The sequence below is a fragment of the Caulobacter sp. AVps16 genome, from assembly GCF_058681455.1.
The window spans coordinates 918,525-943,602 of record NZ_CM178739.1; the positions used below are offsets into that span (position 1 = coordinate 918,525).

At 65.7% G+C, this 25,078-nt stretch carries 28 protein-coding genes and 1 other RNA gene; 9 read left to right on the forward strand and 20 right to left on the reverse strand.

Going from position 1 to position 25,078, the window contains the following annotated elements; translation table 11 throughout:
* Positions 1–42 precede the first annotated feature (42 nt).
* Positions 43–624 carry a YceI family protein gene (locus tag ACW17U_RS04370; RefSeq protein WP_492054993.1) on the forward strand — a complete coding sequence of 194 codons (582 nt, stop codon included), beginning with the start codon at positions 43–45 and terminating at the stop codon, positions 622–624.
* 1 nt (position 625) lies between these two features.
* On the opposite strand, the gene ACW17U_RS04375 is transcribed toward ACW17U_RS04370, so the two are convergent.
* On the reverse strand, positions 626–1,423 hold the full coding sequence (locus tag ACW17U_RS04375) for a CAP domain-containing protein (protein WP_492054994.1): 798 nt from the start codon (positions 1,421–1,423) through the stop codon (positions 626–628).
* 53 nt (positions 1,424–1,476) lie between these two features.
* On the opposite strand from ACW17U_RS04375, the gene ACW17U_RS04380 reads away from it, so the two are divergent.
* Complete coding sequence (locus tag ACW17U_RS04380; protein WP_062147711.1) at positions 1,477–2,040, forward strand: nucleoside 2-deoxyribosyltransferase; 564 nt, start codon at positions 1,477–1,479, stop codon at positions 2,038–2,040.
* Between the two features lie 6 nt (positions 2,041–2,046).
* Here ACW17U_RS04380 and ACW17U_RS04385 read toward each other — a convergent pair whose 3' ends face one another.
* Entirely contained in the window at positions 2,047–2,790 is a 744-nt protein-coding gene (locus ACW17U_RS04385; RefSeq protein WP_492054995.1) for a tRNA1(Val) (adenine(37)-N6)-methyltransferase, read from the reverse strand.
* Positions 2,791–2,917: 127 nt separating this feature from the next.
* Here ACW17U_RS04385 and ACW17U_RS04390 point away from each other — a divergent pair, with 127 nt between their 5' ends.
* From ACW17U_RS04390 to ACW17U_RS04400, 3 genes are all read left to right on the forward strand, one after another.
* Positions 2,918–3,928, forward strand: a complete 1,011-nt coding sequence (locus tag ACW17U_RS04390; protein WP_166504225.1) for a polyprenyl synthetase family protein — start codon at positions 2,918–2,920, stop codon at positions 3,926–3,928.
* Positions 3,928–4,521 carry a hypothetical protein gene (locus tag ACW17U_RS04395; protein ID WP_492054996.1) on the forward strand — a complete coding sequence of 198 codons (594 nt, stop codon included), beginning with the start codon at positions 3,928–3,930 and terminating at the stop codon, positions 4,519–4,521. Before ACW17U_RS04390 ends, ACW17U_RS04395 begins: the two co-directional genes overlap by 1 nt.
* 191 nt (positions 4,522–4,712) lie before the next feature.
* The gene (locus ACW17U_RS04400) at positions 4,713–5,117 is read left to right on the forward strand and encodes a YccF domain-containing protein (RefSeq protein WP_062147699.1); all 405 of its coding nucleotides are present in this window, start codon (positions 4,713–4,715) and stop codon (positions 5,115–5,117) included.
* Between the two features lie 79 nt (positions 5,118–5,196).
* Here ACW17U_RS04400 and ACW17U_RS04405 read toward each other — a convergent pair whose 3' ends face one another.
* From ACW17U_RS04405 to fumC, 4 genes are all read right to left on the reverse strand, one after another.
* A complete protein-coding gene (locus ACW17U_RS04405; protein ID WP_492054997.1) occupies positions 5,197–5,970 on the reverse strand; it encodes an AAA family ATPase in 774 nt (257 codons plus the stop codon).
* A gap of 68 nt (positions 5,971–6,038) precedes the next feature.
* Positions 6,039–6,440, reverse strand: a complete 402-nt coding sequence (locus tag ACW17U_RS04410; RefSeq protein WP_492054998.1) for a DoxX family protein — start codon at positions 6,438–6,440, stop codon at positions 6,039–6,041.
* Positions 6,437–6,886 carry a GNAT family N-acetyltransferase gene (locus ACW17U_RS04415; protein ID WP_492054999.1) on the reverse strand — a complete coding sequence of 150 codons (450 nt, stop codon included), beginning with the start codon at positions 6,884–6,886 and terminating at the stop codon, positions 6,437–6,439. The genes ACW17U_RS04410 and ACW17U_RS04415 overlap by 4 nt, the downstream gene beginning before the upstream one ends.
* Positions 6,886–8,277 (reverse strand): class II fumarate hydratase, encoded by a 1,392-nt coding sequence (gene fumC, locus ACW17U_RS04420; RefSeq protein WP_492055000.1) that lies wholly within the window; start codon positions 8,275–8,277, stop codon positions 6,886–6,888. The genes ACW17U_RS04415 and fumC overlap by 1 nt, the downstream gene beginning before the upstream one ends.
* Positions 8,278–8,361: 84 nt before the next feature.
* Here fumC and ACW17U_RS04425 point away from each other — a divergent pair, with 84 nt between their 5' ends.
* The gene (locus ACW17U_RS04425; protein ID WP_492055001.1) at positions 8,362–8,748 is read left to right on the forward strand and encodes a RusA family crossover junction endodeoxyribonuclease; all 387 of its coding nucleotides are present in this window, start codon (positions 8,362–8,364) and stop codon (positions 8,746–8,748) included.
* Here the strand turns inward: ACW17U_RS04425 and ACW17U_RS04430 are convergent.
* The 10 genes from ACW17U_RS04430 to miaA all read right to left on the reverse strand — a co-directional run bounded on the left by ACW17U_RS04430 (position 8,716) and on the right by miaA (position 18,306).
* A complete protein-coding gene (locus ACW17U_RS04430) occupies positions 8,716–9,102 on the reverse strand; it encodes a hypothetical protein (protein WP_062147684.1) in 387 nt (128 codons plus the stop codon). The genes ACW17U_RS04425 and ACW17U_RS04430 overlap by 33 nt on opposite strands.
* Before the next feature lie 63 nt (positions 9,103–9,165).
* Positions 9,166–11,295 carry a serine hydrolase domain-containing protein gene (locus ACW17U_RS04435; protein WP_492055002.1) on the reverse strand — a complete coding sequence of 710 codons (2,130 nt, stop codon included), beginning with the start codon at positions 11,293–11,295 and terminating at the stop codon, positions 9,166–9,168.
* Between the two features lie 102 nt (positions 11,296–11,397).
* Positions 11,398–12,168, reverse strand: a complete 771-nt coding sequence (locus ACW17U_RS04440; RefSeq protein WP_492055003.1) for a C13 family peptidase — start codon at positions 12,166–12,168, stop codon at positions 11,398–11,400.
* Positions 12,169–12,177: 9 nt separating this feature from the next.
* Positions 12,178–12,648, reverse strand: coding sequence for a PaaI family thioesterase (locus ACW17U_RS04445; protein ID WP_062147676.1), 471 nt, complete (start codon positions 12,646–12,648; stop codon positions 12,178–12,180).
* 3 nt (positions 12,649–12,651) lie between these two features.
* A complete protein-coding gene (locus ACW17U_RS04450; RefSeq protein WP_062147673.1) occupies positions 12,652–13,137 on the reverse strand; it encodes an SspB family protein in 486 nt (161 codons plus the stop codon).
* Between the two features lie 722 nt (positions 13,138–13,859).
* Positions 13,860–14,225: a transfer-messenger RNA gene (ssrA, locus tag ACW17U_RS04455) on the reverse strand.
* Positions 14,226–14,255: 30 nt separating this feature from the next.
* On the reverse strand, positions 14,256–14,810 hold the full coding sequence (gene ilvN / locus ACW17U_RS04460) for an acetolactate synthase small subunit (RefSeq protein ID WP_062147670.1): 555 nt from the start codon (positions 14,808–14,810) through the stop codon (positions 14,256–14,258).
* A gap of 46 nt (positions 14,811–14,856) precedes the next feature.
* Positions 14,857–16,662 (reverse strand): acetolactate synthase 3 large subunit, encoded by a 1,806-nt coding sequence (locus ACW17U_RS04465; RefSeq protein ID WP_492055004.1) that lies wholly within the window; start codon positions 16,660–16,662, stop codon positions 14,857–14,859.
* 243 nt (positions 16,663–16,905) lie between these two features.
* The gene (locus ACW17U_RS04470; protein WP_492055005.1) at positions 16,906–17,391 is read right to left on the reverse strand and encodes a CinA family protein; all 486 of its coding nucleotides are present in this window, start codon (positions 17,389–17,391) and stop codon (positions 16,906–16,908) included.
* A gap of 30 nt (positions 17,392–17,421) precedes the next feature.
* On the reverse strand, positions 17,422–18,306 hold the full coding sequence (gene miaA / locus ACW17U_RS04475) for a tRNA (adenosine(37)-N6)-dimethylallyltransferase MiaA (RefSeq protein WP_492055685.1): 885 nt from the start codon (positions 18,304–18,306) through the stop codon (positions 17,422–17,424).
* Between miaA and serB the strand changes: the two genes are divergently transcribed.
* Positions 18,287–19,165: a phosphoserine phosphatase SerB gene (gene serB / locus ACW17U_RS04480; RefSeq protein ID WP_492055006.1), complete on the forward strand. Its 879-nt coding sequence runs from the start codon at positions 18,287–18,289 to the stop codon at positions 19,163–19,165. The two genes, miaA and serB, sit on opposite strands and share 20 nt — an antisense overlap.
* Positions 19,162–19,827 (forward strand): HAD family hydrolase, encoded by a 666-nt coding sequence (locus tag ACW17U_RS04485; RefSeq protein WP_062147658.1) that lies wholly within the window; start codon positions 19,162–19,164, stop codon positions 19,825–19,827. Before serB ends, ACW17U_RS04485 begins: the two co-directional genes overlap by 4 nt.
* A 12-nt stretch (positions 19,828–19,839) precedes the next feature.
* Here ACW17U_RS04485 and ACW17U_RS04490 read toward each other — a convergent pair whose 3' ends face one another.
* The 3 genes from ACW17U_RS04490 to hflK are packed head-to-tail and all read right to left on the reverse strand — an operon-like array spanning position 19,840 to position 22,872.
* Positions 19,840–20,883: a purine nucleoside permease gene (locus ACW17U_RS04490; protein ID WP_492055007.1), complete on the reverse strand. Its 1,044-nt coding sequence runs from the start codon at positions 20,881–20,883 to the stop codon at positions 19,840–19,842.
* Positions 20,884–20,935: 52 nt separating this feature from the next.
* On the reverse strand, positions 20,936–21,787 hold the full coding sequence (hflC, locus tag ACW17U_RS04495) for a protease modulator HflC (RefSeq protein WP_062147654.1): 852 nt from the start codon (positions 21,785–21,787) through the stop codon (positions 20,936–20,938).
* Positions 21,784–22,872, reverse strand: coding sequence for an FtsH protease activity modulator HflK (gene hflK / locus ACW17U_RS04500; RefSeq protein WP_062147652.1), 1,089 nt, complete (start codon positions 22,870–22,872; stop codon positions 21,784–21,786). The genes hflC and hflK overlap by 4 nt, the downstream gene beginning before the upstream one ends.
* 122 nt (positions 22,873–22,994) lie before the next feature.
* On the opposite strand from hflK, the gene ACW17U_RS04505 reads away from it, so the two are divergent.
* The gene (locus ACW17U_RS04505; RefSeq protein ID WP_492055686.1) at positions 22,995–24,089 is read left to right on the forward strand and encodes an Mrp/NBP35 family ATP-binding protein; all 1,095 of its coding nucleotides are present in this window, start codon (positions 22,995–22,997) and stop codon (positions 24,087–24,089) included.
* 56 nt (positions 24,090–24,145) lie between these two features.
* Here the strand turns inward: ACW17U_RS04505 and ACW17U_RS04510 are convergent, their stop codons facing one another.
* Positions 24,146–25,051 (reverse strand): SDR family NAD(P)-dependent oxidoreductase, encoded by a 906-nt coding sequence (locus ACW17U_RS04510; protein WP_492055008.1) that lies wholly within the window; start codon positions 25,049–25,051, stop codon positions 24,146–24,148.
* Positions 25,052–25,078: the final 27 nt, after the last annotated feature.

A 25,078-nucleotide genomic window follows, 5' to 3' on the forward strand; every position in this document is an offset into this window, starting at 1 on the left:
GTCCTTCTCGGTCCCGCCTGGGAAAGACGAAGGAGACGCTCCATGAAACGCCTGCTCGCCGCCATGATCGCCGGGGCTGCCCTGTCGGTCGCCGCTGCACCGACCGTTGCCGCCGAGGTCGCCTACAAGCTCGACGAGGCCCATACCGAGACGATGTTCATCATCGACCGGTTTGGGTTCAACTCCGTGATCGGCCTGTTCGCCAAGACCGAAGGCACGGTCTTCCTGGATGAAGCCGCCCCCGACAAATCCCGGGTGGAGGCTACAGTCTATATCGACAGCCTGCTGTCGGCGCATCCCGGCCGCGATGAGCATCTGAAGGCCGCGCGCTGGCTGAACGCGCCGGGCTTTCCCACCGCAACCTTCAAGTCGACCAAGGTCGAGCTGACAAGCCCGACCACGGCCAAGGTGACGGGCGATCTGACCCTGATGGGCGTGACCCAGCCGACCGTCCTGGACGTCAAGCTGAACAAGATTGGCGCGGCTCCGAACAATCCCAAGCGTCAGGCGGGCTTTACGATCACCGCCACGGTCAGCCGCAAGGCCTTTGGCAGCACCACCGGTGCCGGTGCCATCGGCGACAGCGTCGCCATCCGCATCGAGGCTCTGGGCATCGCACAGTAGGCTATCCCAGAAAGAAAACCGGCCCCCAGGCCACCTGGTAGCGGTGCGCGCCTGAAGACAGGTGTGGACGCAGCTGCCAGGCCCCGGGGGCCAGGACTGATGGCAGGCGGCCCTCGATATAGGTCGTCGTCAGAATGTCGCCGCCAGGCTCCGAAACCGAGAACTGGCTTATGGTCGGGGTCGCACGGGCCAGGGCAGCGGCGATCTGCCCCGTGGATTGCACTCTGAGCGGTGCCGGCCGCGCCAGCCGGGCGCTGACCTCGGCATAGGCCCCCACAGCGACGACCCGCGGGCCCTGTCGCAGGACGCCATAGCCGACATGGGTGAAGTCGCGGGCCAGAAGATTGGCCCTGTGACCCGGGCTATCCCGCCACTGGTTCATGATCTGGTCGGCTTGAACGGGGCTGGACGCGTTTCGGCGCATGGCGATGTTCTCGCCGGCCGCGCCGACCAGATCACGGGCCAGGAGGCCGACTCGCCCCGCAGGGCTGAATCCGTCGGCGGTGACATGGTCATAGAGGCCAGTGCGACCCATGTCTGCCGCATGGGCGCGCGCTGTCAGGATCAGGCCACTGTCGGCCCGCAGGCCCGGGAGGCCCTGTCGCTGGCGGATCAGAGTGTTGAGGTCCAGCAGGGTGGCCTCAAACTCGGCGTCGAAGCCCCCGCCCGGTGGGTCGGTCAGGCCAGAGCGAAGGCGGCGCTCATAGGCCGTCCAGGGCAGGATCGGCGCCGCCCGGGCCGGGTCGACCGCCAGGGCCAGTGGGGCCGTCAGCAGGGTGCGACGAAGAATTTGCGGCATGGCAGTTCCTAACAGCGATTGACAGGACCCCTCGGGACGAAGCTCTAGGACACATGCGTCCCGTGCGTTCCATATGGCTGGCCGGCCCTGATGTCTGGCTCCCGGATTTCGTGGCCCAATCGGCCCGTCAGAGGGCCTTCTGTATCGACGCTGGCTTTTCCGGCCTGACACCCGAACCGCCCCCGCTGAATGGGAACCAGGGTTCAGAGGTCGAGGCCAGGGAACTCTATGCCGCCCGCATGGCGCGATTGCGTCAGGCAGATGCCGGCGTTGTCAATCTGACACCCTGGCGGGGCCCGTCAGCCGATCCTGGGGCGGCCTTTGAAGCAGGGGTCCTGGCCGGCCTGGGCCGGCCTGTCTTCGGCTATCTGAACGTGCCGGACGAATCCCAGGCTGAGTATGTCGATCGCGTCGAATCGTTCATCGGGGCCCAGCGCGATGAAGCCGGTGTCTGGCGTGACGGCGACGGGTGTGTGGTCGAGGATTACGGCCTGCCTGAGACCGTCATGCTGTGGGCCGAGGTGCGGCGGTTGTTTGTGATCGTGACAGGTGACCCCTTGCGGGATCTGACCGGATTGGAACTGTGCCTCGAAGCCCTGCGGCTCTACGCGGAATAGGGCAGGTCACCACTCCAGGCCGGCGTCTCCGCGCAGAATCGCCTCGGCCGCCGCCGAGTGCCGCCCGCTTTCGCGATCATGCAGCACCAGGGGCGGCAGCAGAACCAGTGGGGCCTTGCCGGTCTTGAGGGCCCTGACGATCACCCGCTTGGCCGGGGCATCGCCGAAGGGCTGGATCGGCCGGATCCTGAACGAGCCCGCCTTGGCCCCCAGTTGAGCCAGGATGTCGCCGAGTCGGTCGGCGCGGTGGATGATCGTAATGCTCCCGCCTTCCCGGACGGCCTTGAGCAGAAAGCCGGTCCAGGCCGCTAGCCCGCCATCAGCCATCCAGGCCCCGGATTTGGCGGGGGCAGGCGCGCGCAGTGCGCCGGGGTCGTCAAAGAACGGCGGGTTGCTGATGACGGCGTCAAAAACCGGTAGGTCCAGTGCTCGAAACCCGGCCTCAATGTCACCCGTAGCGATCTCGACCCGATCGCCCAGGTCATTCAGAGCGATATTGCCGCGAGCGAGGCTCGCTGCTTCCGGATCGCGCTCCACACCAAGGAATCGAACCCCGGGTCGACGGCCGGCGGCCGCGAGAAGCGCTCCGCCCACACCGCAGCCGGCGTCCAGCACCCGGTCGCCCTCGGCGGCATCACAGGCCGCCGCCAAGAGGGCGGCATCCATGCCCGCACGGTATCCGTCGGCCCTCTGGCGGAGCCGGATTCGGCCGTTCAGCACGCGATCTTCGGTGACCTGGGTGTCGTCCAACGCATCAAGCCTTGTGCTTGTCTTGACCGTGACCTATCCCGCCACCATTGTCCCCTGCAACGGCTGATCCTGCTGGGGGCGTACAGAGCCCCTGTGCCACCGGGCGTCGGTCAAGGAGAGTATCGTCTTGGACGCAGTTGCAGCGACCCTCCCCCGAGAGCCGGGATCGGTGGATCGACTGGTGCGTCTGGCGGCCGCCGACATGGGCGGGGTCGACCGCCTGATCACCGAACGCATGCAGAGCGATGTACCGGTCATTCCGGCCCTGGCCGAGCACCTGATCGCCGCCGGCGGCAAGCGCCTGCGTCCCTTGCTGACCGTCGCCGCGGCGCGTTTGGCCGGTTCGGACAATGACGCCTGCCTGAAGCTCGCCGCCTCAGTCGAGTTCATCCACACCGCAACCCTGCTGCATGACGACGTGGTCGACGGCAGCCAGCTGCGCCGCGGCAAGGTTGCGGCACACCTGATCTGGGGTGCGGCCCAGAGCGTACTGGTGGGCGACTTCCTGTTTGCCCGCGCCTTCGAGCTGATGGTCGAGACCGACTCGATGAAGGCCTTGGCGATCCTGGCCCGCGCCAGCCGCGTCATCGCCGAGGGCGAGGTTCTGCAGCTGACCCGCAGTCACGATCTGAACCTTTCGCAGGCGATCTATCTCGACATCATCGCGGCCAAGACGGCCGAACTGTTTGCTGCAGCCTCCGAAGCTGGCGCGGTGTCGGCCGGTGTGGATCCGGCGCGATCTGAGGCCCTGCGGGCCTATGGCCTGAACCTTGGCCTAGCCTTCCAGCTGGCCGATGACGCCCTCGACTATGGTGGCGCGACCGAGACCCTGGGCAAGAATGCCGGCGATGACTTCCGCGAAGGCAAGGCGACCCTGCCTCTGTTGCTGGCCATTGCCCGTTCGGGTCCGCGCGAGGCCGAGTTCTGGGAGCGGGCCATCGGCCGCCGCGAGCAGACCGAAGCCGATTTCCGGCGGGCCCGGGAGCTGATCATCGGCTCGGGCGCACTGGACGCGACGCTCGATCTCGCCTCCGACTATGCCGACAAGGCCAAGGCGGCCCTGGCCCTGTTCCCGGCCAATGACTGGCGTGAGGCGCTCGAGAGTCTGGCCGACTTCGCGGTCAGCCGGAGAGCCTGATGGCCCGGCGGCAAAAGCTCCTTTTCCTGGGCCTGCCAAAGCCAGCACCAGGTGAGACTCTCCCCAGGCTGCAGACCATCATCGCGACCTCACCGGAAAATCCGGCCGGGGATCCCAATGTCCGGGCCCACGAGGCTGGTGAAGTCGCCGGCAAGGTGATCGGGGGCGGACTGGGCGTGCTCTTCAGCGTCGTGCTGATCGTCCTGTTGTTAGGTCCTGTGTTGTGGGCCCCAGGCTGGGCGGCCCTGCGGGTCGCGCGCTTTGTCCCTGGTCCGTGGTGGCCATGGTTGGCGGGATTCACGGCAGGGGCGATAGCCATCCTGATCCAGACCTGGCTGCTGGTTCAGCGCCACCCGCTTCTGCGCTATCCGATCGTGGCGGTGTTTTCGGCCGCCTGGGTCGGCGGGCTCTGGCTGGAATTGACCTCGCCGCGCCACGACTGGGTGACGACCGCGCCGACCCTGCACATGCCCGGGCCCTGGACCTGGGGGCTGCTGGGTTTGGGCACGGTGTTCTATGCAGGCATCTATCTTCTGGCCCTCGGCCAGATCACCAAGGGCCGTTGGGTCCGACAGTGGCAACTGATCAAATAGGCAAAGGGTCAGGTCGTGACTGACTCTGTTTTGGTTCGGATACCAAGGCCCTGGGCGGCTTCAAGTGACCACTGGGGACCTCCGTGGCCGGGCAAGGCGTGAATTCGCCGTAAGACGCGCGGTCGGTTCTCGACAAGCGAGCCGATTGGCCCCAACTCTGAGACCTTGGTTAAGGGCTGGGAGCCGCCTAAGTGATCCGACTGATCCTCAACATCCTGTGGTTTGTGTGCGGCGGCTGGCTCACCGGCCTGCTCTGGCTGCTGGGCGGCGCGCTGCTGGCCATCACCATTGTCGGCCTGCCCTATACGGGGGCGGCCTGGCGCATCGCCGGCTTCGCCTTCTGGCCGTTCGGCAAGGAGATCGTCAGTCGCGAGATCGTCAACGGCAAGGGCGACCTGGGCACCGGGCCGTTGGGCTTCGTGCTGAATGTCATCTGGTTCATCTTCGCCGGCTGGTACATCGCCCTGAGCCATCTGATGATCGCCTTCGCAGAGGCCATCTCGATCATCGGCATCCCCTTCGCCATCAAGGATTTCCAGCTGGCGATCATCGCCCTGGCCCCGATCGGGCGCGAGGTGGTGGTGGTGCGGCGCTAGGCCTCGGAACCCGGTAAACAGGCGGTCGAGGGCGCGGCGGATGCCGAGGTCGCGATCAGGGCGTCCAGGGGATGGGTGATTATCTTTCCTCTTCATCCTCCAACAGCAGCACGTCCAGGAAGGTCTGGCGGCGGTTGAGGAAGCTGCGGGTCACGGTGACGTGGTCGAGGTTCTCGTAGTCCACTCGATTGAGGCCACGCTCTGAGGTTTCGTAGATCCAGGCGTCGGGATAGCCGAGAATGATCGGCGAATGGGTCGCGATGATCAGCTGCGAACGCGCCAGCACCAGTTGATGCAGCTTGGCCAGGAACGACAGCTGCCGGCTTGGCGACAGGGCGGCTTCGGGCTCGTCGAGGATGTAGAGCCCGTCGCCACGAAACCGGTTCTCGAACAGGGCGAAGAAGGCCTCCCCGTGCGACTGTTCGTGCAGAGGCCGTTTGCCATAGCCGCTGGCGATGAAGGACCCGTGGAGTCCTGCTTCGCGGTCGAGCTTTTCGATCTCGGTCTGGACGTTGACGAAGCTCTCAGCCCGCAGGAAATAGCCGTCGTTTGGCCGGATCGGTGACCGCGAAGCCCGGATGTGACCGTGAAGCGGAGAGTGTGACGCGCGGCTTGCGAAGTTGAAGTTCCGCGACCCGCCTTCGGCATTGAAGCCCCAGGCTACGGCCAGGGCCTCGATCAGGGTCGACTTGCCTGAACCGTTCTCGCCGACCAGGAAGGTGACACGCGGATGAAAGGCGATGCTGCCTAGGCCGCGTAGCACCGGCAGGTTGAACGGATAGACACCGGCGTCCCAGCCTTCGCGGGGCTGGATCAAGGCTTCGATCCAATAGGGACGGTCCAGCGCGGCCATGGCGTGTTCCTGATACGTTCACGCGAAGATTGCACATCTGGCGGTGATTGCAACGGCAAGGCCTTGATCTATCGCGCGGTGCGGAACGGCCAGTTGACTACGCCGCTGGCCCAAAGCGGTGCCCAGATGAACAGCGGCTGCAGCAGCAGGCGCGGGCCGTGATACCACCACGTGCTGGGCAGGGGCGGTGCCGGGACGCCGCTGAACGCGTGATAGATGTTGGCTGGCCAGACGCACAGCGCGTAGAGCGCCAGCATGATCCCCGCCAGTCGTCGGGTTTGCGGGATCAGCAATCCGGCCGCTCCGGCGATCTCGCAGAGGCCGGTGAAAATCACGACCTGCAGAGGAAACGGGATGACCGGCGGCATGATCGGCAGGAAGCCGTGGCTGCCGACAACATGCAGCACACCGAACGGGGCATAGAGCGCCGCGATCAGCAGGCGGGTGTGGCTTCGGGCGTCTTGCGTCATTCCAACACAAGGCTCCGGCGCAGGATGTGGGTCCAGGGGCCTGACCTATCCGCCATGAAGCCTTGGGCCTCCCAGAACGGTCCAGCGGCCGGTGAAGCGACGGCGTTGACGGTGAGCAGGCCCACGGTGTCGAGGCCTTCCTGGATCAAGGCCGAGGCGAGGGCGGTGGCGACACCCCTTCGGCGGCAGTTCGGGCGCACATAGAAGCGCCGCAGGCGGCGGGCCGGTTCGGCGGCATCGGGCTCGACAGAGAGGCCGCCGATGCCAGCCAGCGTGCCGGCCAGAAAGGCCGCGAGGAGGGCCTCGCCATCTTCCTGGAAGCGTATGCCGTCCCGCCAGCCATCGGCCAGCCGGGCCATGTTGCGCACGCCTTCGCCGGAGGCTTCGTCGGCGAGCGCGTCGAAGTCCTCCGGCAGGTCGTCAAAGATCCTGACGAGCTGGAGCATCAGCCCGGCGAGATCATCTTCTCCGGACGCACATATTCGTCGAACTCTTCGTTCGTCAGATAGCCGCCGCCGACGGCTTCCTCGCGCAGGGTGGTGCCGTTCTTGTGCGCGGTCTTGGCGATCTTGGCGCAGGCGTCGTAGCCCAGCTTGCCGTTCAGGGCGGTGACCAGCATCAGGCTGTTCTCGACACCTTTCCGGATGTTGTCGACGCGTGGCTCGATGCCGACCACGCAGTTGTCGGTGAAGCTGATCGCGGCGTCGGCGACCAGGCGCACCGACTGCAGGAAGTTGTAGGCCATCACCGGGTTGAAGACGTTCAGTTCGAAATGGCCCTGGCTGCCGGCGAAGGTCAGGGTCGAGTGGTTGCCGAACACCTGGGCGCAGACCTGGGTCAGGGCTTCGGACTGGGTCGGATTGACCTTGCCCGGCATGATCGACGAGCCCGGCTCGTTTTCCGGCAGGGACAGTTCGCCGAGGCCCGCGCGCGGGCCCGAGCCCAGGAAGCGGATGTCGTTGGCGATCTTGAACAGGCTGGCGGCGACCGTGTTGATGGCCCCGTGGCTGAAGACCATGGCGTCGTGGGCGGCCAGGGCCTCGAACTTGTTCGGGGCGGTGGTGAAGGCCAGGCCCGTGACGCTGGCGATCTTCTCGGCCACCAGCTCAGCGAAGCCCACCGGAGCATTCAGGCCGGTCCCGACGGCGGTGCCGCCCTGGGCCAGTTGCATCAGCATCGGCAGGGTCATCTCGATCCGGGCGATGCCGTTCTCGATCTGCTGGGCATAGCCGCCGAACTCCTGGCCCAGGGTCAGGGGCGTGGCGTCCTGGGTGTGGGTGCGGCCGATCTTGATGATGTCCTTCCACTCGGCGGCCTTGGCGGCGAGGGCCGTGTGGAGATGCTTCAGGGCCGGGATCAGGTCGTGAACCACCTGCTCGGCGCAGGCTATGTGCATGGCCGTCGGGAAGGTGTCGTTCGACGACTGGCTCATATTGACGTGGTCGTTGGGGTGGACGGGCTTCTTGCTGCCCATCTCGCCGCCCAGCATCTCGATCGCGCGGTTCGAGATCACCTCGTTGGCGTTCATGTTCGACTGGGTGCCCGAGCCGGTCTGCCAGACCACCAGCGGGAAGTGGTCATTCAGCTTGCCGTCGATCACCTCATTGGCGGCGGCGACGATCGTCTCGGCGATCTTCGGGTCCAGCTTGCCCAGCGCGAGGTTCGCCTCGGCGGCGGCGCGCTTGACGATGCCCAGGGCGCGAACGACGGGCAGGGGCTGCTTCTCCCAGCCGATCTTGAAGTTGCCCAGGCTGCGCTGAGCTTGCGCGCCCCAGTAGCGGTCGGCGGCGACTTCGATCGGCCCGAAGGTGTCGGTCTCGATGCGGGTGGCGGTCATGGAGCGGATCCCTCGCGTTCAGTTGGCGCGGGTTTAGCGAATGGGGGACAAGACTGCAAAGCCGTTAGGGCTTATGAGGCGCGGATGAACGACAGCTGGATCCAGCATGGCAAGGTGCGCGCCCGCGAGGCGAATGGCGAACTGATCCTCGAGGTCGATGGCCTGACCACCCAGGGCAAGTACTACAAGCCACTGATCTACGAGTTTTTCCGCAAGGTCTGGCGCGGGGCGCGGCCGGCCTGGGGCGAGTTCGAGGTCGATATCTTCATGGAGTTTGTCGGCGAGCCGCCCTGGATGGACCTGGACAACCTGGCCAAGGCCCTGCTGGATTCCATCAAGGGCTATGCCTTTCACGACGACGCCCAGGTCGGCCGGCTACTGGTCGAGCGCCGGCCGGGGGATCGCGAACGGATCATCATCCTCGTGCGCAAGCGCGAGTCAGGCCTTCTGAGGCGCACGCTCGAAGGCTGAAGCCGCCAGGGCCGTGAACAGCACCATCAGGAAGGCCCCGTACCGACCCACACTGACCGGATCGGACGCGGGCATCAGCAGATCGAACCGGCCGATCACCACAGCGCTGGCCATCAGGCCCGGGGCGGCGAAGGTCAGCATGGGCAGCATGCGCTTGCCCCGCTTGATGTGCCGCAGCCGTGCCGAAGCCTGGAAGACAAAGGTCACAAAGGCCGCCGCCGCGAAGGCATTGAGGGCGTAGAACCAGAAGGCGCTCTCCAGAACGCCTGCACCGAAGGCGGCATAGAATGCCGTCGCCGCGAGCCAGGCCCCCAGGCCGGCGCCGCCAAACACCAAAACGTCCTGCTTTGACACGTCATCCCCTCCCAAGGATCGTTCCTGGGAGAACGGTGCAATTTCAGCGCCGGCCGAGACTGATCAGCCGCTCCACGGCAACAGGAAGTTCCACACCGCCAGCAGGATCGCCAGGACGGTATAGAGCAGGGCGGTGAAGGTGAAGGCGAGCTTGCGAAGCGTCGTCCAGCTGTCGACGCGCCGACCGCCGCGCCAGACCACGGGAGACATGACCAGGGTGATGGCGGTCAGGACGCTGGCGACGAGGCAGCAGGCCGAGGCTGTCACCAGCCAGCCGCTCGGCCAGCCATAGAACACCCAGGCGATGTCGTTCGACTTGCCCAGGAACGCGCCGACGCAGCTCAGGGCAATCAGCCACAGCGTCGCCTGGGTGGTCTGCATCAGATTGGCGCGGGCCTGGGTCGGGGTCTGACGGGTCTCGCGACGGTCGCGCACAAAGATCCCGACCAGGGTGGCGACGGCGGCTATGCCAGACAGGGTCAGAATCCAGGTCATCAGGCCCGAGCTCATAAGGAAACCGATGCGTTCATAGGCGGCAAAGGCCGGGGTGCCGAAAAAGCGCGTCGCGCGTCCGTCAGAGACCTCGAAAACCAGGGTCTGGGCGCTGTCGTTGGCCTTGAACACGCCAGGCTTGTCCGTGGCGTTCCAAAGGCTGGATTGTCCGTCCCGCAGAACGGCCAGTTGACCATCCGGGGTCACGCGTACCTCGGCCCGCTGGGTCATGCGGCCAATGAAGCCCTCAAGGCCACGATAGGCGCGGCGGGTGCCCAGATAATCGCCTTCATAGATCCGGGCGGCTTCCGCGCTCAGGGGGCGGGTCGTCGGGATTGCGGGGGGCAGCGCATAGAACCGCTCAATGATCGCCGAGGGTACGACGGAAGGCAGTTCGGCACCGGTATCGGTGTTCACGGCCACGAAGACACCCAGTCCCAGGTCTGGAACCACCACAAGATTGGAGAAGAACCAAAGGGTGGCCCCGTTATGACCAAGGCCGCGATAGCCGCCGGGCAGGGGGATGTCCTGGAAGCCCGCATTCCAGCCGGATGCATAGGGGGCCGGACGGTACATCGAGGTGCGGAAAGCGTCTGCGGTGCGCGGCGAATAGATCGTCTTGCCGTCAATCGTGCCCCTGCCGAGCAGCAGCATCATGTAGCGGCTCATGTCGGCAGCCGTAGACGAGGCCCCCCCCGCAGGCGCGATATGGCCGGTCATTTCCGGAGCCTGCTCGCGCCAGCCCAGCTCCGTCCAGCGAAACCCCGCCGACCGGTCGGCGGCCAGTTCGGGCGACATCGGTGCCGGAAGGTCGTCGCGCCAGGGGCGGGCATCGCGGAAGGTCGTACGGGTCATGCCGGCCGGAAAAATGATCTCCTCGGCGACCAGCTGCTCAAAGGGCTTGCCCGTGACATTGGCCACGGCGGCTCCGGCCAGGGCCACACCGTAGTTGGAGTAGGTGGGAAGGACGCCGGGCTCACGCACCCGACGGGGCCGCTCCTGACGCAGGTAGTCGTTCAGCGGGCGGACGCGCGTCCAGTCCTGTTCAAACAACTGGCCCAGGGCGCGATCTTCGAAACCGGCGGTATGGGTCATCAGGTGACGCAGCAGGACGGGTGCCTTGTCCTTGCCGCGCACCTGAAGGGGCTCGGGAAGATAGAGATTGACCGGGCCATCCAGCCGCATGCGGCCGGCCTCGATCTCGTTCATCAGGGTGATCCAGGTGAACGTCTTGGAGATCGAGGCGATCCGGAACAGGGTCTTGTCGGGATCGACGGCGCGGCGGCCCTTCAGACTGGCGACGCCATAGCCCTTCTTCAGCACGACCTGGCCGTTCTGGACGACGGCGATGGTCGCGCCGGCGATATGGTCCTCGACCATGCTGCGGCGGATCAGGCCGTCGACAAAGGCTTCCAGTTCGGCCGCAGGCAGGGGCGTAACGCCGGCGACGGTCGGGGCGAGACTGGCCACGGGTGCAGGTGTCGCCACCTTGGCCACCCGCCGGACCGCTGGTGGGCGTGGCCGCACACGCCGATTGAGGCTGGCATAGGGCCTGGGGCCCTCCGCGGCCACCACTGGTGCGGCGACGGGTGGTGGCTGCGGTGGAGGCGCGAGGTCCTGGGCCTCTGCGGAAACCGCCGAGGCCAGGAAGCCGATCATGACCGCAACAAGAGCGGCTCGGGACGAAAAGCGCGACGTCAAAGGCCGACCCCCAGGCAGTATGACTTCAGCTGACTTCTAGGGCGCCTCGCATCACGATCAAAGAGCGCCGTGCGACCTGCGACCCTATTGCTGGGGACACTGTCAGGGCGAAGGCGGCTTTGACCGCTCGAAGGCGTAGAGGGGAAGGAACGGGCGCAAGGCCGGACCAATCCACATCTGGGGCTCGGACGCCGGTTCAGCCCCGGTCTCGGCCTCCTTGCGCGCGACGCAGGCCTGTACGGCAGTCCCCAGGGCCATGAAATCCCGGGCTCCCTGCGCCGAAGACAGGAAGCAGTCGTCGAAGAAAGGATATTTGTCGCTCTCGCCGCACCCGAACGAGGCCCGGTCTGGGCGGGCGGCCGTCAGGATCATGCGGTCGGGCTTCTTCAGTGCGGGTATGAAGACGCCGGAAAAGCAGGCCGAGATGACCACGACGCTGGGGCGAGACGGGCAGGCATCGTCGATCATGGCGGCCAGAAGCTGTGGTCGCAGCATCGTTTCGCCCAGCAAGGCCCCGTCAGGGCTGCCATGGGTGCTTATGTAGAAGAGACAGCCGGCCTTGGCGCTCTGGGCGCTCTGCTTGAGGCGGGCGTGGATGGAACGCGGATCAGACGGTCCGGGCGTCGTGGCCGGATAACGACCGGGTCGTACCGAGAACTGGTGCACGGACACGGGGTCGAAACCGATCTCGGCGAGGGTCAGGGCGACGTCGCGCCGGGCATTGTCGAAAGCTTCCGTCGGCCCGCCGGAGTGGGCGTGCCAGTCGCCGGCCACAACTACCGCTGACCAGCGGGAAAACGGCGCTTCCGCGCGCGCAAACGAGGTGAGGCCGAGCAGGAGAACGCTGACAATGATGCCTGTCGCGCCTCGCATGGCCTGTCCCTATTTCTTGAACCGGGCGAAAGGGGTCGGGATGGCTGTTCCGGACGCCTTGGCCAGTAACCGGCCCTGGTCATCATAGAGCTCGCCTTCCGTGAAGCAGACCGTCTTGCCCCATTTGACCACCCGGCCGACGCCCCGAAGCGGACCGGGCAGGGCGGGGCGCAGGAAGCTGGTCTTCATTTCCAGGGTCGGCACCACATGGGTCATGCCCGAGCTGATCATGCCGGCCACCGACATGCACTCGTCGAGCATGGCGCAGACATAGCCCCCCTGGATCTGCCCCATCGGATTGCACAGCAGGTCGGCCCGGGCCTCGAAGCCGACCTCGACCTCACGGTCAGCCTGACGCACGGCCAGCAGCTGAAAGCCCAGGGTGCGGGACCCCGACGGGGCATTCTTGGATGCGCGGAACCGCGCGAGGATGGCCTCGTCAGTCAGAGCTTGAGGCTCGTCCGCCGCAACGTCGCTCACCGGCTATTTCTTCCGGAACTGATCGAGGGAGATGATCTTGGGCGTGTCATCGCCGCCACTGCCATCGGTCGGCGCTTCCGGTTCAGGCTCGACCGTAGGTTCCGGCGGCAGGATATCGGGCGCTTCAAACTGCAGGGCAAACTGCACCGACGGATCATAGAAGCGGGTCACGGCCGCATAGGGCACGGACAGGCGCTTGGGCTGGCCGCCAAATTTCAGGGTGACGGAAAAGAAGGTCTCGCCCGGTGCCAGGTCCCAATACTGGTGCTGCAGGATGATCGTCATCTCGTCGGGATACTTGCCCAACAGATCCTGCGGACCCGAGACGCCTGCGGCCTGGGTCTTGAAGGTGATGTAGAGGTGATGCGGTTCGGGCAGGCCACCGGGGGCCGCCGCCTTCTTCAGGGCCGCCTTGACGACGCCACGCAGGGCGTCCTGGGCCATGGCCTCGTATTGCATAAGGTCTTCAGGCGGATTGGTGGGGGCCATTGCGGTCCGTCAAGAAACTGGGAACTGAAACAAGGGGACCAGCCTAGCGCGTCATGGCCCTTCGGCAAAGGTGCCGGTTCTGCCTGACGCGTTACAATTTTTGTGAAGCCTGAAAGTCGAGGGGTTCTGTTGGCAGGCTCCCCCATACCCCCCTCAAAGAGAGGAGGGAGCCTCGGCTGCCACTTTTGGAAGTGGAGGGATTCTGTTGGCAGGCTCCCCCATACCCCCCTCAAAGAGAGGAGGGAGCCTCGGCTGCCACTTTTGGAAGTGGAGGGATTCTGTTGGCAGGCTCCCCCATACCCCCCTCAAAGAGAGGAGGGAGCCTCGGCTGCCACTTTTGGAAGTGGAGGGATTCTGTTGGCAGGCTCCCCCATACCCCCCTCAAAGAGAGGAGGGAGCCTCGGCTGCCACTTTTGGAAGTGGAGGGATTCTGTTGGCAGGCTCCCCCATACCCCCCTCAAAGAGAGGAGGGAGCCTCGGCTGCCACTTTTGGAAGTGGAGGGATTCTGTTGGCAGGCTCCCCCATACCCCCCTCAAAGAGAGGAGGGAGCCTCGGCTGCCACTTTTGGAAGTGGAGGGATTCTGTTGGCAGGCTCCCCCATACCCCCCTCAAAGAGAGGAGGGAGCCTCGGCTGCCACTTTTGGAAGTGGAGGGATTCTGTTGGCAGGCTCCCCCATACCCCCCTCAAAGAGAGGAGGGAGCCTCGGCTGCCACTTTTGGAAGTGGAGGGATTCTGTTGGCAGGCTCCCTCCGGGCCCCGCCTAGGGATCTGAACCCCTAGGACTTAAGAGGCGAGATCACCCGCACCGCATTACGCGGCGATGGCGAACTCTTCAGCGAAGTTATCGTTCGCATTTAGTTTAGCGGCCCGAAACGGTGAGCCACGCCGAGAGAAAGCATAACACCTTTACACGTCTGTCGATGCTGATCGGCCCCATGCAGTTCCGTGATAACCCGGAAGAGATTGGTGGAGCCGCCGGGAATCGCACCCGGGTCCAGTCCGCTTATTACGTGCGCGTTTATCCCCATAGTCCGGCCGAGACCGGACCTTTTCAATATAGGCCGTTTGGTTGGCAGAGGGAAGGCTTACCGGGAATTTGGTCCTGGCGCCCGAGGGCTACATGCCTTCGAAGCCGCGCTCGATCGAGAGCACGCCCGTGCGGGAAAGTTCAACGAGGCCAAGCGGGCGCATCAGGTCCAGGAACTTGTCGATCTTGGAGGGAGCACCCGAAATCTCGAACACGAAGCTTTCCAGGGTGGTGTCCACCGGCTTGGCCCGGAAGATGTCGGCGATGCGCAGGGCCTCGACCCGATCGGCACCGGAGCCCCGGACCTTGACCAGGGCCAACTCCCGCTCGACGCCGTTGGGATCGCGCGTCACGTCGTGCACGCGGCGGACATTGACCACCTTGTTCAACTGGGCCTCGATCTGGTCCAGAACCTGGCGCGTGCCACGCGTGACCACGGTGATGCGGCTGGTATGGGCCTTGTGGTCGGTCTCGGCGACCGTGAGGCTCTCGATATTGTAGCCGCGGGCGGCGAACAGGCCGACTACGCGATGCAGCACGCCCGGCTCATTGTCGACCAGCAGGGCGAAGGTCGCCGTCTGCTCGACCTGTGCAGCGGTGGGCATGTCGTAGGCAGAACCGGAGGCGGCAGGGGCGTTGGTCATGAGGTCGCTTCTAAGCATGGAATGAAGGAAGGGGCGAAAAGGAGGCTCAGACCAGCCCCGCCCCGGCCGCGCCGATGACATTGCCGATATCCTCGACCTCGCCCATGATCATCTCGTTGTGGGCCTTGCCCGAGGGGATCATCGGCAGGCAGTTTTCGTTCTTCTCGACCCGGCAGTCGAAAACCACGACCTTGTCGCTGTTGATCATCTCCAGGATCTTGTCGTCCAGCTCCGCCGGATCGCTGCACCGGATGCCGACAGCACCATAGGCCTCGGCCAGTTTCACGAAGTCGGGCAGGCTGTCGGAATAGGAGTGGCTGTAGCGCTCGCCGTGCAGCAGCTGCTGCCACTGGCGAACCATGCCCATCCATTCATTGTTCAGGATGAAGATCTTGACCGGCAGGTCAAACTGGATCGCCGTCGACAGTTCCTGGATGCACATCTGGATCGAGGCTTCGCCGGCGATGTCGATGACCAGGGACTTCGGATGGGCCAGTTGCACGCCGATGGCAGCAGGCAGGCCATAGCCCATGGTGCCGAGGCCGCCCGAGGTCATCCAGCGATTGGGTTCTTCGAAGCGATAGAACTGCGCCGCCCACATCTGGTGCTGGCCGACCTCTGTGGTGATGTAGCTGTCACGATCCTTGGTCAGGGCGTAGAGCCGCTCGATGGCGTGCTGTGGCTTGATGGTGGTGTCCGAGCCGCGATAGCTCAGGCACTGGCGGGCGCGCCAGGTGTCGATCTGGGCCCACCAGTCCGACAGGGCGGCCTTGTTGGGCTGATGCCCGGCGGCCTTCCAGGCGGCGATCAGGTCTTCCAGAACGCTGGCGGCGTCACCGATGATCGGCAGATCGACCCGGACATTCTTGTTGATCGATGAGGGGTCGATATCGATGTGGATCTTCTTGCTGCCCGGCGAGAAGGCATCCAGTCGGCCGGTGACCCGATCGTCGAACCGGGCCCCGACGCAGATCATCACGTCGCAATCGTGCATGGCGTTGTTGGCTTCGAAGGTGCCGTGCATGCCCAGCATGCCCAGCCAGGCCGGATCCGCAGCCGGGAAGGCCCCCAGACCCATCAGGGTCGAGGTGACCGGCGCGCCGGTCAGGGCCTGGAACTCGCGCAGCAGGGCGCTGGCCCGGGGGCCGGCATTGATCACACCGCCGCCGGTATAGAAGATCGGCCGGCGGGCCTGGGCGATCAGCTTGGCGGCCTCGGCAATCCGGCCGGCCTCACCCTTGGTCTTGGGGCTGTAGGCGTGGGTCGAGGCGACCTCATTGGGGCCGTAGTATTCGCCCTTGGCGAACTGGACGTCCTTGGGGATGTCGATCAGCACCGGGCCGGGGCGGCCCGTCGTGGCGATCTTGAAGGCCTCATGGATGATCTTCGGCAGGTCGCGGACATCTTTGACCAGATAGTTGTGCTTGGTGCACGAGCGGGTCATGCCGACGGTGTCGGCTTCCTGGAAGGCGTCGGTACCGATCAGGTGGGTGGGAACCTGGCCGGTGATGACGACCATGGGGATCGAGTCCATCAGGGCGTCCATGATGCCGGTGATGGCATTGGTCGCGCCCGGGCCCGAGGTGACCAGGACCACGCCCGGCTTGCCCGAGCTGCGCGCATAGCCTTCAGCCGCGTGGGTCGCGCCCTGTTCATGGCGGACCAGGATGTGCTGCAGGCGTGGTTCGTGGAACAGAGCGTCATAGATCGGCAGAACCGCACCGCCCGGATAGCCGAAAAGCACCTCGACGCCCTGGTCCACGAGGCCGCGAACCACGATCTCGGCGCCGGTCATGGCGCGGTCGGCGGTTTCGGCGGGAGCGGTGCTCTCGATGGTCTGGTGGGCGGTCATGGCGGTGGTCCGTAGGGGATGCGGGAAGGGCGGGGCAGAAAAGAAAAAAGGCCCCGAAGGACCTTTGCGCGCGCGACTGAACTACGACGTGACTTCGAGGTCACACCGCGGACAGCCGCTCCATAAGTACGATCATGGTTTTGCGCACGAGTCTTGCTCCAAAGCTACGGAAAGGGTGATGCCATGCGTTCGAAGGGCCGTCAAGGCGGGGTTGGCGGCAAGGATGTGCCTTATTGTCCCGATTTAGGCTTCCAGTGTATCGAGCAGCAGCTTCAGCGCCGCCACCGCGAAGGCCTGCATGTTGGCGGGCCGGTTGTCGCTACCGGTTTCCAGGGTGGCGCTGCCCGAGGTCTCAGCGCTGCTGACGGCCACACAGGTGTGGCCCGGCAGGTCGCCATAGCGATTGCCGTCCGGTCCGGCGGCCCCGGTTTCGGACAGGCCCCAGGTGGCTTTCAGATTGGTCCGCGCGACGCGGGCCAGCAGCAGGGCATAGGGCTCGCTGGCGGAGCGCAGGCCGTCCATGGCCTTTTGCGGGATATCCATCAGGGTCAGCCGGGCCCGGGCGGTATAGACGACGGCCCCGCCGACATAGAACTTTGATGCGCCTGGTACCGCCAGCAGCGCGGCCGAGATCAGGCCCCCCGACGAGGACTCCGCGATGGCGACGGTTTCGCCCCGGGCGATCAGGCGCTCGGCAACGCGTTCTGCGAGGTCGTTGAGGTCGGACATGGGCGTTCCTTGTGATCGGCGGTTCGGCAACTAAACCCGCTGCCAGTCGGGAGTCTGGTTCCTGAACCAGGTCAACTGGCGCTTGGCATAGCGGCGGGTTTCCTGACGGGCCGCGTCCACTGCTGCGTCCAGGCTGGTGTCCCCGCGCAGGTGGGCTGCCAGCTCGCGGTAGCCGAGGGCCTTGAGCGCGGGCAGGGCAGGGTTGAGGCCGCGGGCCTCCATGGCCGCAACCTCCTCCAGCGCTCCGTTCTGCACCATGACCCCAAGGCGGGCATCACAGCGGGCATAGAGGTCGGCGCGGGGCGGATCCAGGACCACACCCTTCCAGCTGCCGGGCGCCAGGGAGGGCCGGGTGTCGTTCTGCCATTCGGTCAGGGACCGGCCGGTGGCCACTGCGACGGCGTGGGCGCGCAGGAGCCGCTGGCGGTCGCCGATCTCGATCCGATCGGCCGCTTCGGGATCAAGCTTGCGAAGGTCTTCCCGAAACTCTGCCTCGCCCTGGGCGGCATAGAGCAGGCCGGAGATTTCACGCTGGGTTTCCGAGACCGCCGGCACGTCGGCCAGGCCGTGGGTCAGGGCCCGGAAATAGAGGCCGGTGCCGCCGACGACGACGGCAGGCTTGCCGCGATGATCTATGTCTCGGAGGGCGACCATGGCCGCTTCCAGCCACTTGCCGACCGACCAGGACTGGGCCGCGTCGACCGTGCTGAACAGATGGTGCGGAACCGCCGCGGCCTCGTCGGGCGAGGGACCGGCGGTCAGGACGCGCAGGCCGGCATAGATCTGCATGGAGTCGGCATTGACGATCTCGCCGCCGATTTCCTGGGCCAGACGCAGGGCAAAGGCAGACTTGCCGCTTGCGGTCGGGCCGGCGATCAGCCAGATGCGGGGCGCGATGTCCAAGCTCTCCATGATCCCGACCGTCCTCACCGTGGTGGGGGCTGACCCCGCCGCATACGCTCAAGCCGTGTCGCGCGTCGAGGCGGCCCTGTCCACCCGTCCTGCGCCGCTGGGCCCTCTGGCCTGCGACTTCGTCTTCGACGGAGGCGACATCCCGGCACTGGAGGCGGCGCTCGTTGGCCTGCCGGTCGATATCGCCATCCAGCCGGTCGAGAACCGCCGGAAGCGCCTGCTGATCGCCGACATGGACTCGACCATCATCAATGTCGAGTGCCTGGACGAACTCGCCGACTTTGCGGGCGTCAAGGACAAGGTCTCCGAGATCACCGAGCGCGCCATGCGCGGCGAACTGGCCTTCGAGGGGGCTCTGCGGGAACGGGTCGGCATGCTGAGCGGCCTGTCGGTCGACGCCCTGCAGACCTGCTACGACGAGCGCGTACGGCTCAATCCCGGAGCCGAGACCCTGGTCAGGACCATGGCCGCCCACGGGGCCCGATGTGCCCTGGTCTCGGGCGGGTTCACCTTCTTCACCAGCCGGGTGGCCGAGGCTGCGGGGTTCCACCTCAACCGCGCCAATACCCTGATCGAAGAAGGCAGCAAGCTGACCGGACAGGTGGGCGACCCTATCCTGGGCAAGGAGGCCAAGCTGGCCGCCCTGCGGGAAGAAACAGCCGCCCTGGGCCTGACCCCCGCCGACGCTCTTGCCGTTGGCGACGGAGCCAATGACCTGGCGATGATCGAGGCTGCCGGTCTGGGCGTTGCCTATCGCGCCAAGCCCATCGTTGCCGCTCAGGCCCACGCCAAGGTCGATCACGCCGACCTCACCGCCTTACTCTACTTCCAGGGCTACAAGGCCTCGGAGTTCGTTGCATGAGCTTCCCGCGCCGCGTCGAGGCGGTGATCTTCGATATGGACGGGCTGCTGCTGGACACGGAGATCGTCTATCGCGCCGCCATGATCGAGGCCGGCTCAGTGTTCGGCGTGGTCTTCACCGGCGAGATCTATGCGTCAATGGTGGGCAAGACCAACCCCGAGAGTGCCATTCTGCTGCGCGAACTCTATGGCGAGGACTTTCCGATCCAGGCCTATTTCGAGCGCGTCTGGAGCGACGTCGAGGACCTGCTGGAAGCCGAAACCAAGTTGAAGGCCGGGGTGATCGAGATTCTCGACCATCTGGATGACCTGGGCCTGCCCTGCGCTATCGCCACGTCCAACGGCATGGTGTCGGTCGAAAAGTATCTGGGGCGCTTTGACCTGCTGAGCCGGTTCAACGCCGTGGTCGCCAACGCCGATGTCGTGCGTCACAAACCGCATCCTGATCCCTATCTGGAAGCCGCCCGCCGGCTGGGCGTCGATCCCGCCCACTGTCTGGCGCTGGAAGACTCCCATGCCGGCGTCCGCGCTGCCCACGCGGCGGGCATGATGACCGTGATGGTGCCCGACATCCTCGATCCCAATGAAGAGATGCATGACAAGTGCGTCCACATTGCAGACAGCCTGCACGTGGTGCTGGACCTGTTGAAGGCGTCGGTCTGAATGCTTCGGGCTTCAGCGGCCGGCGGGAACGGCGTTCGCATAGCGCGACCAGTTTCCGGTCAGCTCATCGACCACCACGCGGCCGATCTTGAAGGCCGCATCCAGCGCCGATTGCAGGGCCGGCACGCCGGTGTGGTCGCCCAGTAGATTGATCGCCGCGTCGCCGCCGGGCGGCGGGGTCGTGTAGTTGCTGGCGGTTCGCAGCACGAGCACCCGCGACGGATCGGCCCGACCGGCGCGGCCCAGGGCGTCGATGGCGGCCAGCACGCCCGTGTCTTCCATGCCCGTCATCACGAAGCCGTCCTGATCGCCGGTCCAGTAATTGGCCCAGGCCTCATAGTGCTGGTTGAGGATCGCGCCGTGCCAGAAGGCCTGACCGCTGACCTCGTCGCCCTTGAGCACCGCCGGCGGCGTCTGGGCCCTGGGCAGGTTGACATAGGGTGCCCGCAGGGCCTTCAGGGCGGCGTTGTCCGGAATGGCAGAGCGCACGGTCAGATCGAAGGCCCAGTCCCTTAGGCCGGTATTGAGCTGAAACAGGTTGTAGTTCGGCCTGGCCGGGGCAGGGGTCTGGAAGGGTGCCTTGCGGTCGAACGGGATCTGGCCGGTGCTCCAGGCCTTGGGTGTTTCGCGCGGATCGATGGCATAGCCGAAGTCGCTGTCGATCACCGTGCCGATCCAGGCGGCGGAGCCCACGGACCCCTGGTTGGGATTGACCCCGGCAATGGCTGCTATCAGCCAGTAGCTTTTCGACAGGTCAAAGCGCGGATCCAGGCCAAGGGCCATGGTCGAGATCGCCGCGCGGTTGGTCCCCATGCTGGTCGACAGCAGCAGGACCTTGCGGGTCGGATCATAGCGCAGGTCGCGAAAACCCGTTGGAAACGAGACCTTCTGAGGCATGAGGTCGGCCCAGGCCTGGAACTCGCCGGCCTTGTCACCGGTGTCCTCGCCAATCTCGAAGGCGGTGACCACCACGACCCGCACATCCAGCGGGGCGGCGAACACGGGCGTCGCTGTCAGCCAGGCAAGCAGACAGGCCAGAAGGACGGTGCGGCGCATGGGACCTTCCGGAAGGAAAAAGGGCCGCGAGAGACTCTCGCGGCCCTGGTTCTTACTGCGCTTGCGGTCCGCGCTGGAAGTACTTGAAGAAGGCGCTGTCGGGCGACAGCACCAGGGTGGCATCTCCCTTGCCAAGGGACGCCTCATAGGCCTGCATCGAACGATAGAAGGCCGCGAAATTGGGGTCGCGGCCGAAGCTGGAGGCGAAGAGCTCGGCGCGGCGAGCATCGCCTTCACCCCGGATCTTCTCGCCTTCTTCGGTCGCGGTGGCCACGATTTCGCGCTTCTGCTGCTCGCCGATAGCGCGAAGCTGGGCGGCTTCCTGCTGGCGAGCCGTCTGCATGCGCTCGAACACCGCCTTCTGGTTGGCTTCGGGCAGGTCGGCGCGACGGATGCGGACGTCGATGATCTGGACGCCCAGGTTCGAGGCCTTCACCTGTCGGCCGACCTCGTCACGAATGGCGGCCATGATCACGGCGCGCTTGCCGGCGATCACTTCCTCGGAATTTGCGCGGCCGATGGTCTGGCGCAGCGAGGCGTTGACGATGCGCTCCAGCCGGTCCTTGGCCTTGGTCTCGTCGCCCAGGGTCTTGTAGAACTGGCGCGGGTCGCTGATCCGGTAACGGACGAAGGCGTCGACCACCAGACGTTCCTGGTCGGCGGCGATGACCTCTTCCTGGTCGGCGTTCAGGGCGATGTTGCGGTTGTCGAACTTGACGACCCGATCCAGGAACGGCGCCTTCAGGTGCAGGCCTGGCGTGTGGACCACCCGGATCGGATCGCCGAAGCGGATGACCAGGGCCTGATGGCGCTGGTCAACCTGGTAGACGGTGGAGCCCAGCAACAGGAGTAGGGCACCGGCGGCGGCCCCGATGGCGGTGAGGTGGTTTTGCGGACGGATCATTGCACGTCTCCGTCGATGGACTTGACCACGGTGGCGTTCTTGGGACGGAAGGCGTCAGGCGGCAGGATCACCGGGGCGCTGGCACCCTTGCTGTCGATGATGACCTTGTTGGAATTGGCCAGTACGCGCTGCATGGTCTCGAGATAGAGGCGCTCGCGCGTCACCGCCGGGGCCAGTTTGTATTGGTCATAGATCTGGTTGAAGCGGGCCGCCTCACCGGCGGCCTCACGCACGACCTGCTCGCGATAACCCTTTGCCTGTTGCACGATCTGGGCGCTTTGGCCGCGGGCGACGTTGGCGGCGGACTGGGCGTTCTGGCTGGCGCGCTGGACATCGCGGAAGGCGTCGATCACCGGCGGCGGCGGCGTGGCCGTCTGGATCTGCACGCTTTCGACGAAGACCCCGGCATCATAGCGATCCAGGATCTGCTGCATCAGGCGTTCGGCCTCCAGCTGGAGCTGGCCGCGGCCCGTGGTCAGAATCGGCGTCAGGGCCGTCTTGCCGACCACTTCGCGCATGGCGCTCTCGCCGACCGCACGGATGACGCTGTCTGGATCGCGGACATTGAACAGATATTTTGGGGCGTCTGATACGCGCCATTGCACCGAGAAGGCGAGGTCGACGATGTTCTCGTCACTGGTCAGCATGAGCCGCTCTTCGCCGCCGTCGACACCCGAGCCGCCGATGTCGGTGGTGCGGATTTCGCTGACCGAGACCTTTTCGACGGCCTCGATCGGGAAGGGCAGGTGATAGCGCAGGCCTGGATTGGCGACGCGCGAATAGGCCCCGAAGGTACTGACCACGCCCTGCTGGTTAGGCTGGACGACATAGATCCCGGTCACCGCCCAGAGGGCCACGACGGCGCTGGCGGCCGTGGCGATGGCGCGAGGACGATCTGGTCCTTCGAAATAGCCGCGCACACGTGCCGTCAGCTCTTCGAGGACCTGATTCAGGTCGATCGGCGTCTGGGGGTCGCGGGGGCCGCCAGAGGGGCGGCGCGGGCCCGGGCGGGGGGCATCATCCTTGTCGCCGTTTGTCGGCGGTGAACCCCAGGGACCAGGGCCAGCATTGTCGTTCCACGGCATGGGCGGCGTTGTCTTCCCGTCGACTTTTGATTTTCAGCGGGGATTGTAAATCAAGCCCCACACGCGGATATGAGGACCCCCACTCCACATGGCAAGGCATTGACGTGACCGACGCCGCTTCCATCTCTTCCGACGCGGCCCGAGCGGCCCTGGATCGGGTCATTGATCCGGTCTCCGGCCAGGGCCTGGTGGCGGCTGGCCTGGTGCAGGGACTGGTGGTCCGCAATGGCCGCGCCGGTTTCATGCTTGAGGTTCCGGCGTCTAGTGCCGCTGCCTATGGGCCGGTTCGGGCGGCCGCCGAAAAGGTCCTGGCCGATTTGCCGGGCATTGACGTCGCCCAGGTGGTCCTGACCGCCCAGGCCGCCGAGGGCGCGACGCGGGTGCGCAAGGGCGCGAGGGTCAGTGAAGACCCCCAGGCGCGCATGGTTCCGCCGCCCGAAGCCGAAAAGCCGGCTCATGTCCGCCACGTGATCGCGGTCGCCTCCGGCAAGGGTGGGGTGGGCAAGTCCACCGTCGCCACCAACCTGGCCTGCGCCTTCCACGCCATGGGCCTGAAGGTTGGTCTGCTGGACGCCGACATCTATGGCCCGTCCGGGCCGCGCATGATGGGCGTCAATGGCGAACCCAGCTTCGAGGACGGCAAGCTTCAGCCCCTGGAGGCTCACGGGATCAAGATCATGTCGATCGGCTTCATGGTCGACGAAGACAAGGCGATGATCTGGCGGGGACCCATGGCGTCGTCCGCCGTCCGTCAGATGATTCACGATGTGGCCTGGGGTTCCGAAGCAACGCCGCTGGATGTCCTGGTCGTCGACCTGCCGCCGGGCACCGGAGACGTTCAGCTGACCCTGGTCCAGAAGCTGCGCATCGATGGCGCGGTTCTGGTGACCACGCCGCAGGAGATCGCCCTGATTGACGCGCGCCGGGCGGCCATCATGTTCGGCAAGACCGCAACTCCGATCCTGGGCCTGATCGAGAACATGGCCTTTTTCGCCGACCCGACGACGGGTGCGCCGATCCCGATCTTCGGCACCGGCGGCGGCGTCGCCGAGGCCAAGGTACTCGGTGTGCCGGTTCTGGCGGAAGTTCCTATCGAGCTTGCCGTCCGTGAAGGCGGCGATGGCGGCGTACCCGTGGTGCTGGGCAAGCCGGAGAGTGCTGCGGCCCGGGCCTTCACTGGCGCAGCCAAGGCCTTGTGGACCCGGATCGCCGGATAAAAAAAACGGGGCCGCTGGGGCCCCGTTTTCCTGTTTCGCTTTGGTGATGAGCTGCTCTAGCCGCCGGCCATCTTGCGGAAGAACTTCTGGCCCTGCTCGCCGCCGTTGAAATAGGCCTTCTGGCCGTCTTCGCCGGTGATCTGGTCCCAGTGGTCGCGGATGCCTTCGGCCGACAGGTCGCCGTCGTTGAGATAGACGCCCTCGGTCTCATAGATCCGCGACAGGGCAAACGCCCCGGCCCCGGCGGTCAGGATGGCACCGGTCGGCGCGTCTTCCGAGACCAGATAGACCACGCCCGGCGTCACGGCCTCGGGGGCCAGCTTGGCGAGCACTTCCGGCGGCATCAGGCCTTCGGTCATGCGGGTGGCGGCGACCGGGCTGATGGCGTTGATCTTGATGTTGTTCTTGGCACCTTCGAGCTTCAGCGTGTTCATCAGGCCGAGCACCGCCATCTTGGCCGCGCCATAGTTCGACTGGCCGAAATTGCCGTACATGCCCGACGATGAGGTTGTGACGACGATGCGGCCGTAGTTCTGGGCCTTCATGATGTCCCAGACGGCCTTGATCGGCTTGAAGGTGCCCCAGACGTGGACCTGCATGACCGCCTCGAAGTCGGCCAGTTCCATCTTGGTCAGGGTGCGGTCGCGCAGGATGCCGGCATTGGCGATCAGGATGTCGATCTGGCCCCAGGTCTCCATCGTGGTCTTGACCAGGTCGGCGACGCCGGCGTCGTCGGTCACCGAGGCCCCGTGGGCGATGGCTTCGCCGCCGAACGCCTTGATCTCCTCGACTACCTTCAGGGCCGCTTCGGACGAGCCGCCCGAGCCGTCGACGCTGCCGCCCAGATCATTGACGACCACCTTGGCGCCGCGACGGGCCAGTTCCAGGGCGTGCTGTCGACCCAGGCCACCACCCGCGCCCGTAACGATCGCCACCTTGCCGTCAAAACGGATGTCCGACATGCCCTAGTCTCCCTCAAACACGTGTTT

What these genes read in the sequence shown, in the direction of transcription:
- ACW17U_RS04510 (WP_492055008.1), bottom strand. Translation starts at nt 25,051, where the DNA reads ATGTCGGACATCCGTTTTGACGGCAAGGTGGCGATCGTTACGGGCGCG.
- ACW17U_RS04450 (WP_062147673.1), bottom strand. Translation starts at nt 13,137, where the DNA reads ATGGCCCCCACCAATCCGCCTGAAGACCTTATGCAATACGAGGCCATG.
- serB (WP_492055006.1), top strand. Translation starts at nt 18,287, where the DNA reads ATGTCCAAGCTCTCCATGATCCCGACCGTCCTCACCGTGGTGGGGGCT.
- ACW17U_RS04375 (WP_492054994.1), bottom strand. Translation starts at nt 1,423, where the DNA reads ATGCCGCAAATTCTTCGTCGCACCCTGCTGACGGCCCCACTGGCCCTG.
- ACW17U_RS04470 (WP_492055005.1), bottom strand. Translation starts at nt 17,391, where the DNA reads ATGTCCGACCTCAACGACCTCGCAGAACGCGTTGCCGAGCGCCTGATC.
- ilvN (WP_062147670.1), bottom strand. Translation starts at nt 14,810, where the DNA reads ATGACCAACGCCCCTGCCGCCTCCGGTTCTGCCTACGACATGCCCACC.
- ACW17U_RS04425 (WP_492055001.1), top strand. Translation starts at nt 8,362, where the DNA reads ATGAACGACAGCTGGATCCAGCATGGCAAGGTGCGCGCCCGCGAGGCG.
- ACW17U_RS04490 (WP_492055007.1), bottom strand. Translation starts at nt 20,883, where the DNA reads ATGCGCCGCACCGTCCTTCTGGCCTGTCTGCTTGCCTGGCTGACAGCG.
- hflC (WP_062147654.1), bottom strand. Translation starts at nt 21,787, where the DNA reads ATGATCCGTCCGCAAAACCACCTCACCGCCATCGGGGCCGCCGCCGGT.
- ACW17U_RS04405 (WP_492054997.1), bottom strand. Translation starts at nt 5,970, where the DNA reads ATGGCCGCGCTGGACCGTCCCTATTGGATCGAAGCCTTGATCCAGCCC.
- ACW17U_RS04380 (WP_062147711.1), top strand. Translation starts at nt 1,477, where the DNA reads ATGCGTCCCGTGCGTTCCATATGGCTGGCCGGCCCTGATGTCTGGCTC.
- ACW17U_RS04440 (WP_492055003.1), bottom strand. Translation starts at nt 12,168, where the DNA reads ATGCGAGGCGCGACAGGCATCATTGTCAGCGTTCTCCTGCTCGGCCTC.
- fumC (WP_492055000.1), bottom strand. Translation starts at nt 8,277, where the DNA reads ATGACCGCCACCCGCATCGAGACCGACACCTTCGGGCCGATCGAAGTC.
- ACW17U_RS04485 (WP_062147658.1), top strand. Translation starts at nt 19,162, where the DNA reads ATGAGCTTCCCGCGCCGCGTCGAGGCGGTGATCTTCGATATGGACGGG.
- ACW17U_RS04410 (WP_492054998.1), bottom strand. Translation starts at nt 6,440, where the DNA reads ATGACGCAAGACGCCCGAAGCCACACCCGCCTGCTGATCGCGGCGCTC.
- ACW17U_RS04370 (WP_492054993.1), top strand. Translation starts at nt 43, where the DNA reads ATGAAACGCCTGCTCGCCGCCATGATCGCCGGGGCTGCCCTGTCGGTC.
- ACW17U_RS04395 (WP_492054996.1), top strand. Translation starts at nt 3,928, where the DNA reads ATGGCCCGGCGGCAAAAGCTCCTTTTCCTGGGCCTGCCAAAGCCAGCA.
- ACW17U_RS04415 (WP_492054999.1), bottom strand. Translation starts at nt 6,886, where the DNA reads ATGCTCCAGCTCGTCAGGATCTTTGACGACCTGCCGGAGGACTTCGAC.
- hflK (WP_062147652.1), bottom strand. Translation starts at nt 22,872, where the DNA reads ATGCCGTGGAACGACAATGCTGGCCCTGGTCCCTGGGGTTCACCGCCG.
- ACW17U_RS04465 (WP_492055004.1), bottom strand. Translation starts at nt 16,662, where the DNA reads ATGACCGCCCACCAGACCATCGAGAGCACCGCTCCCGCCGAAACCGCC.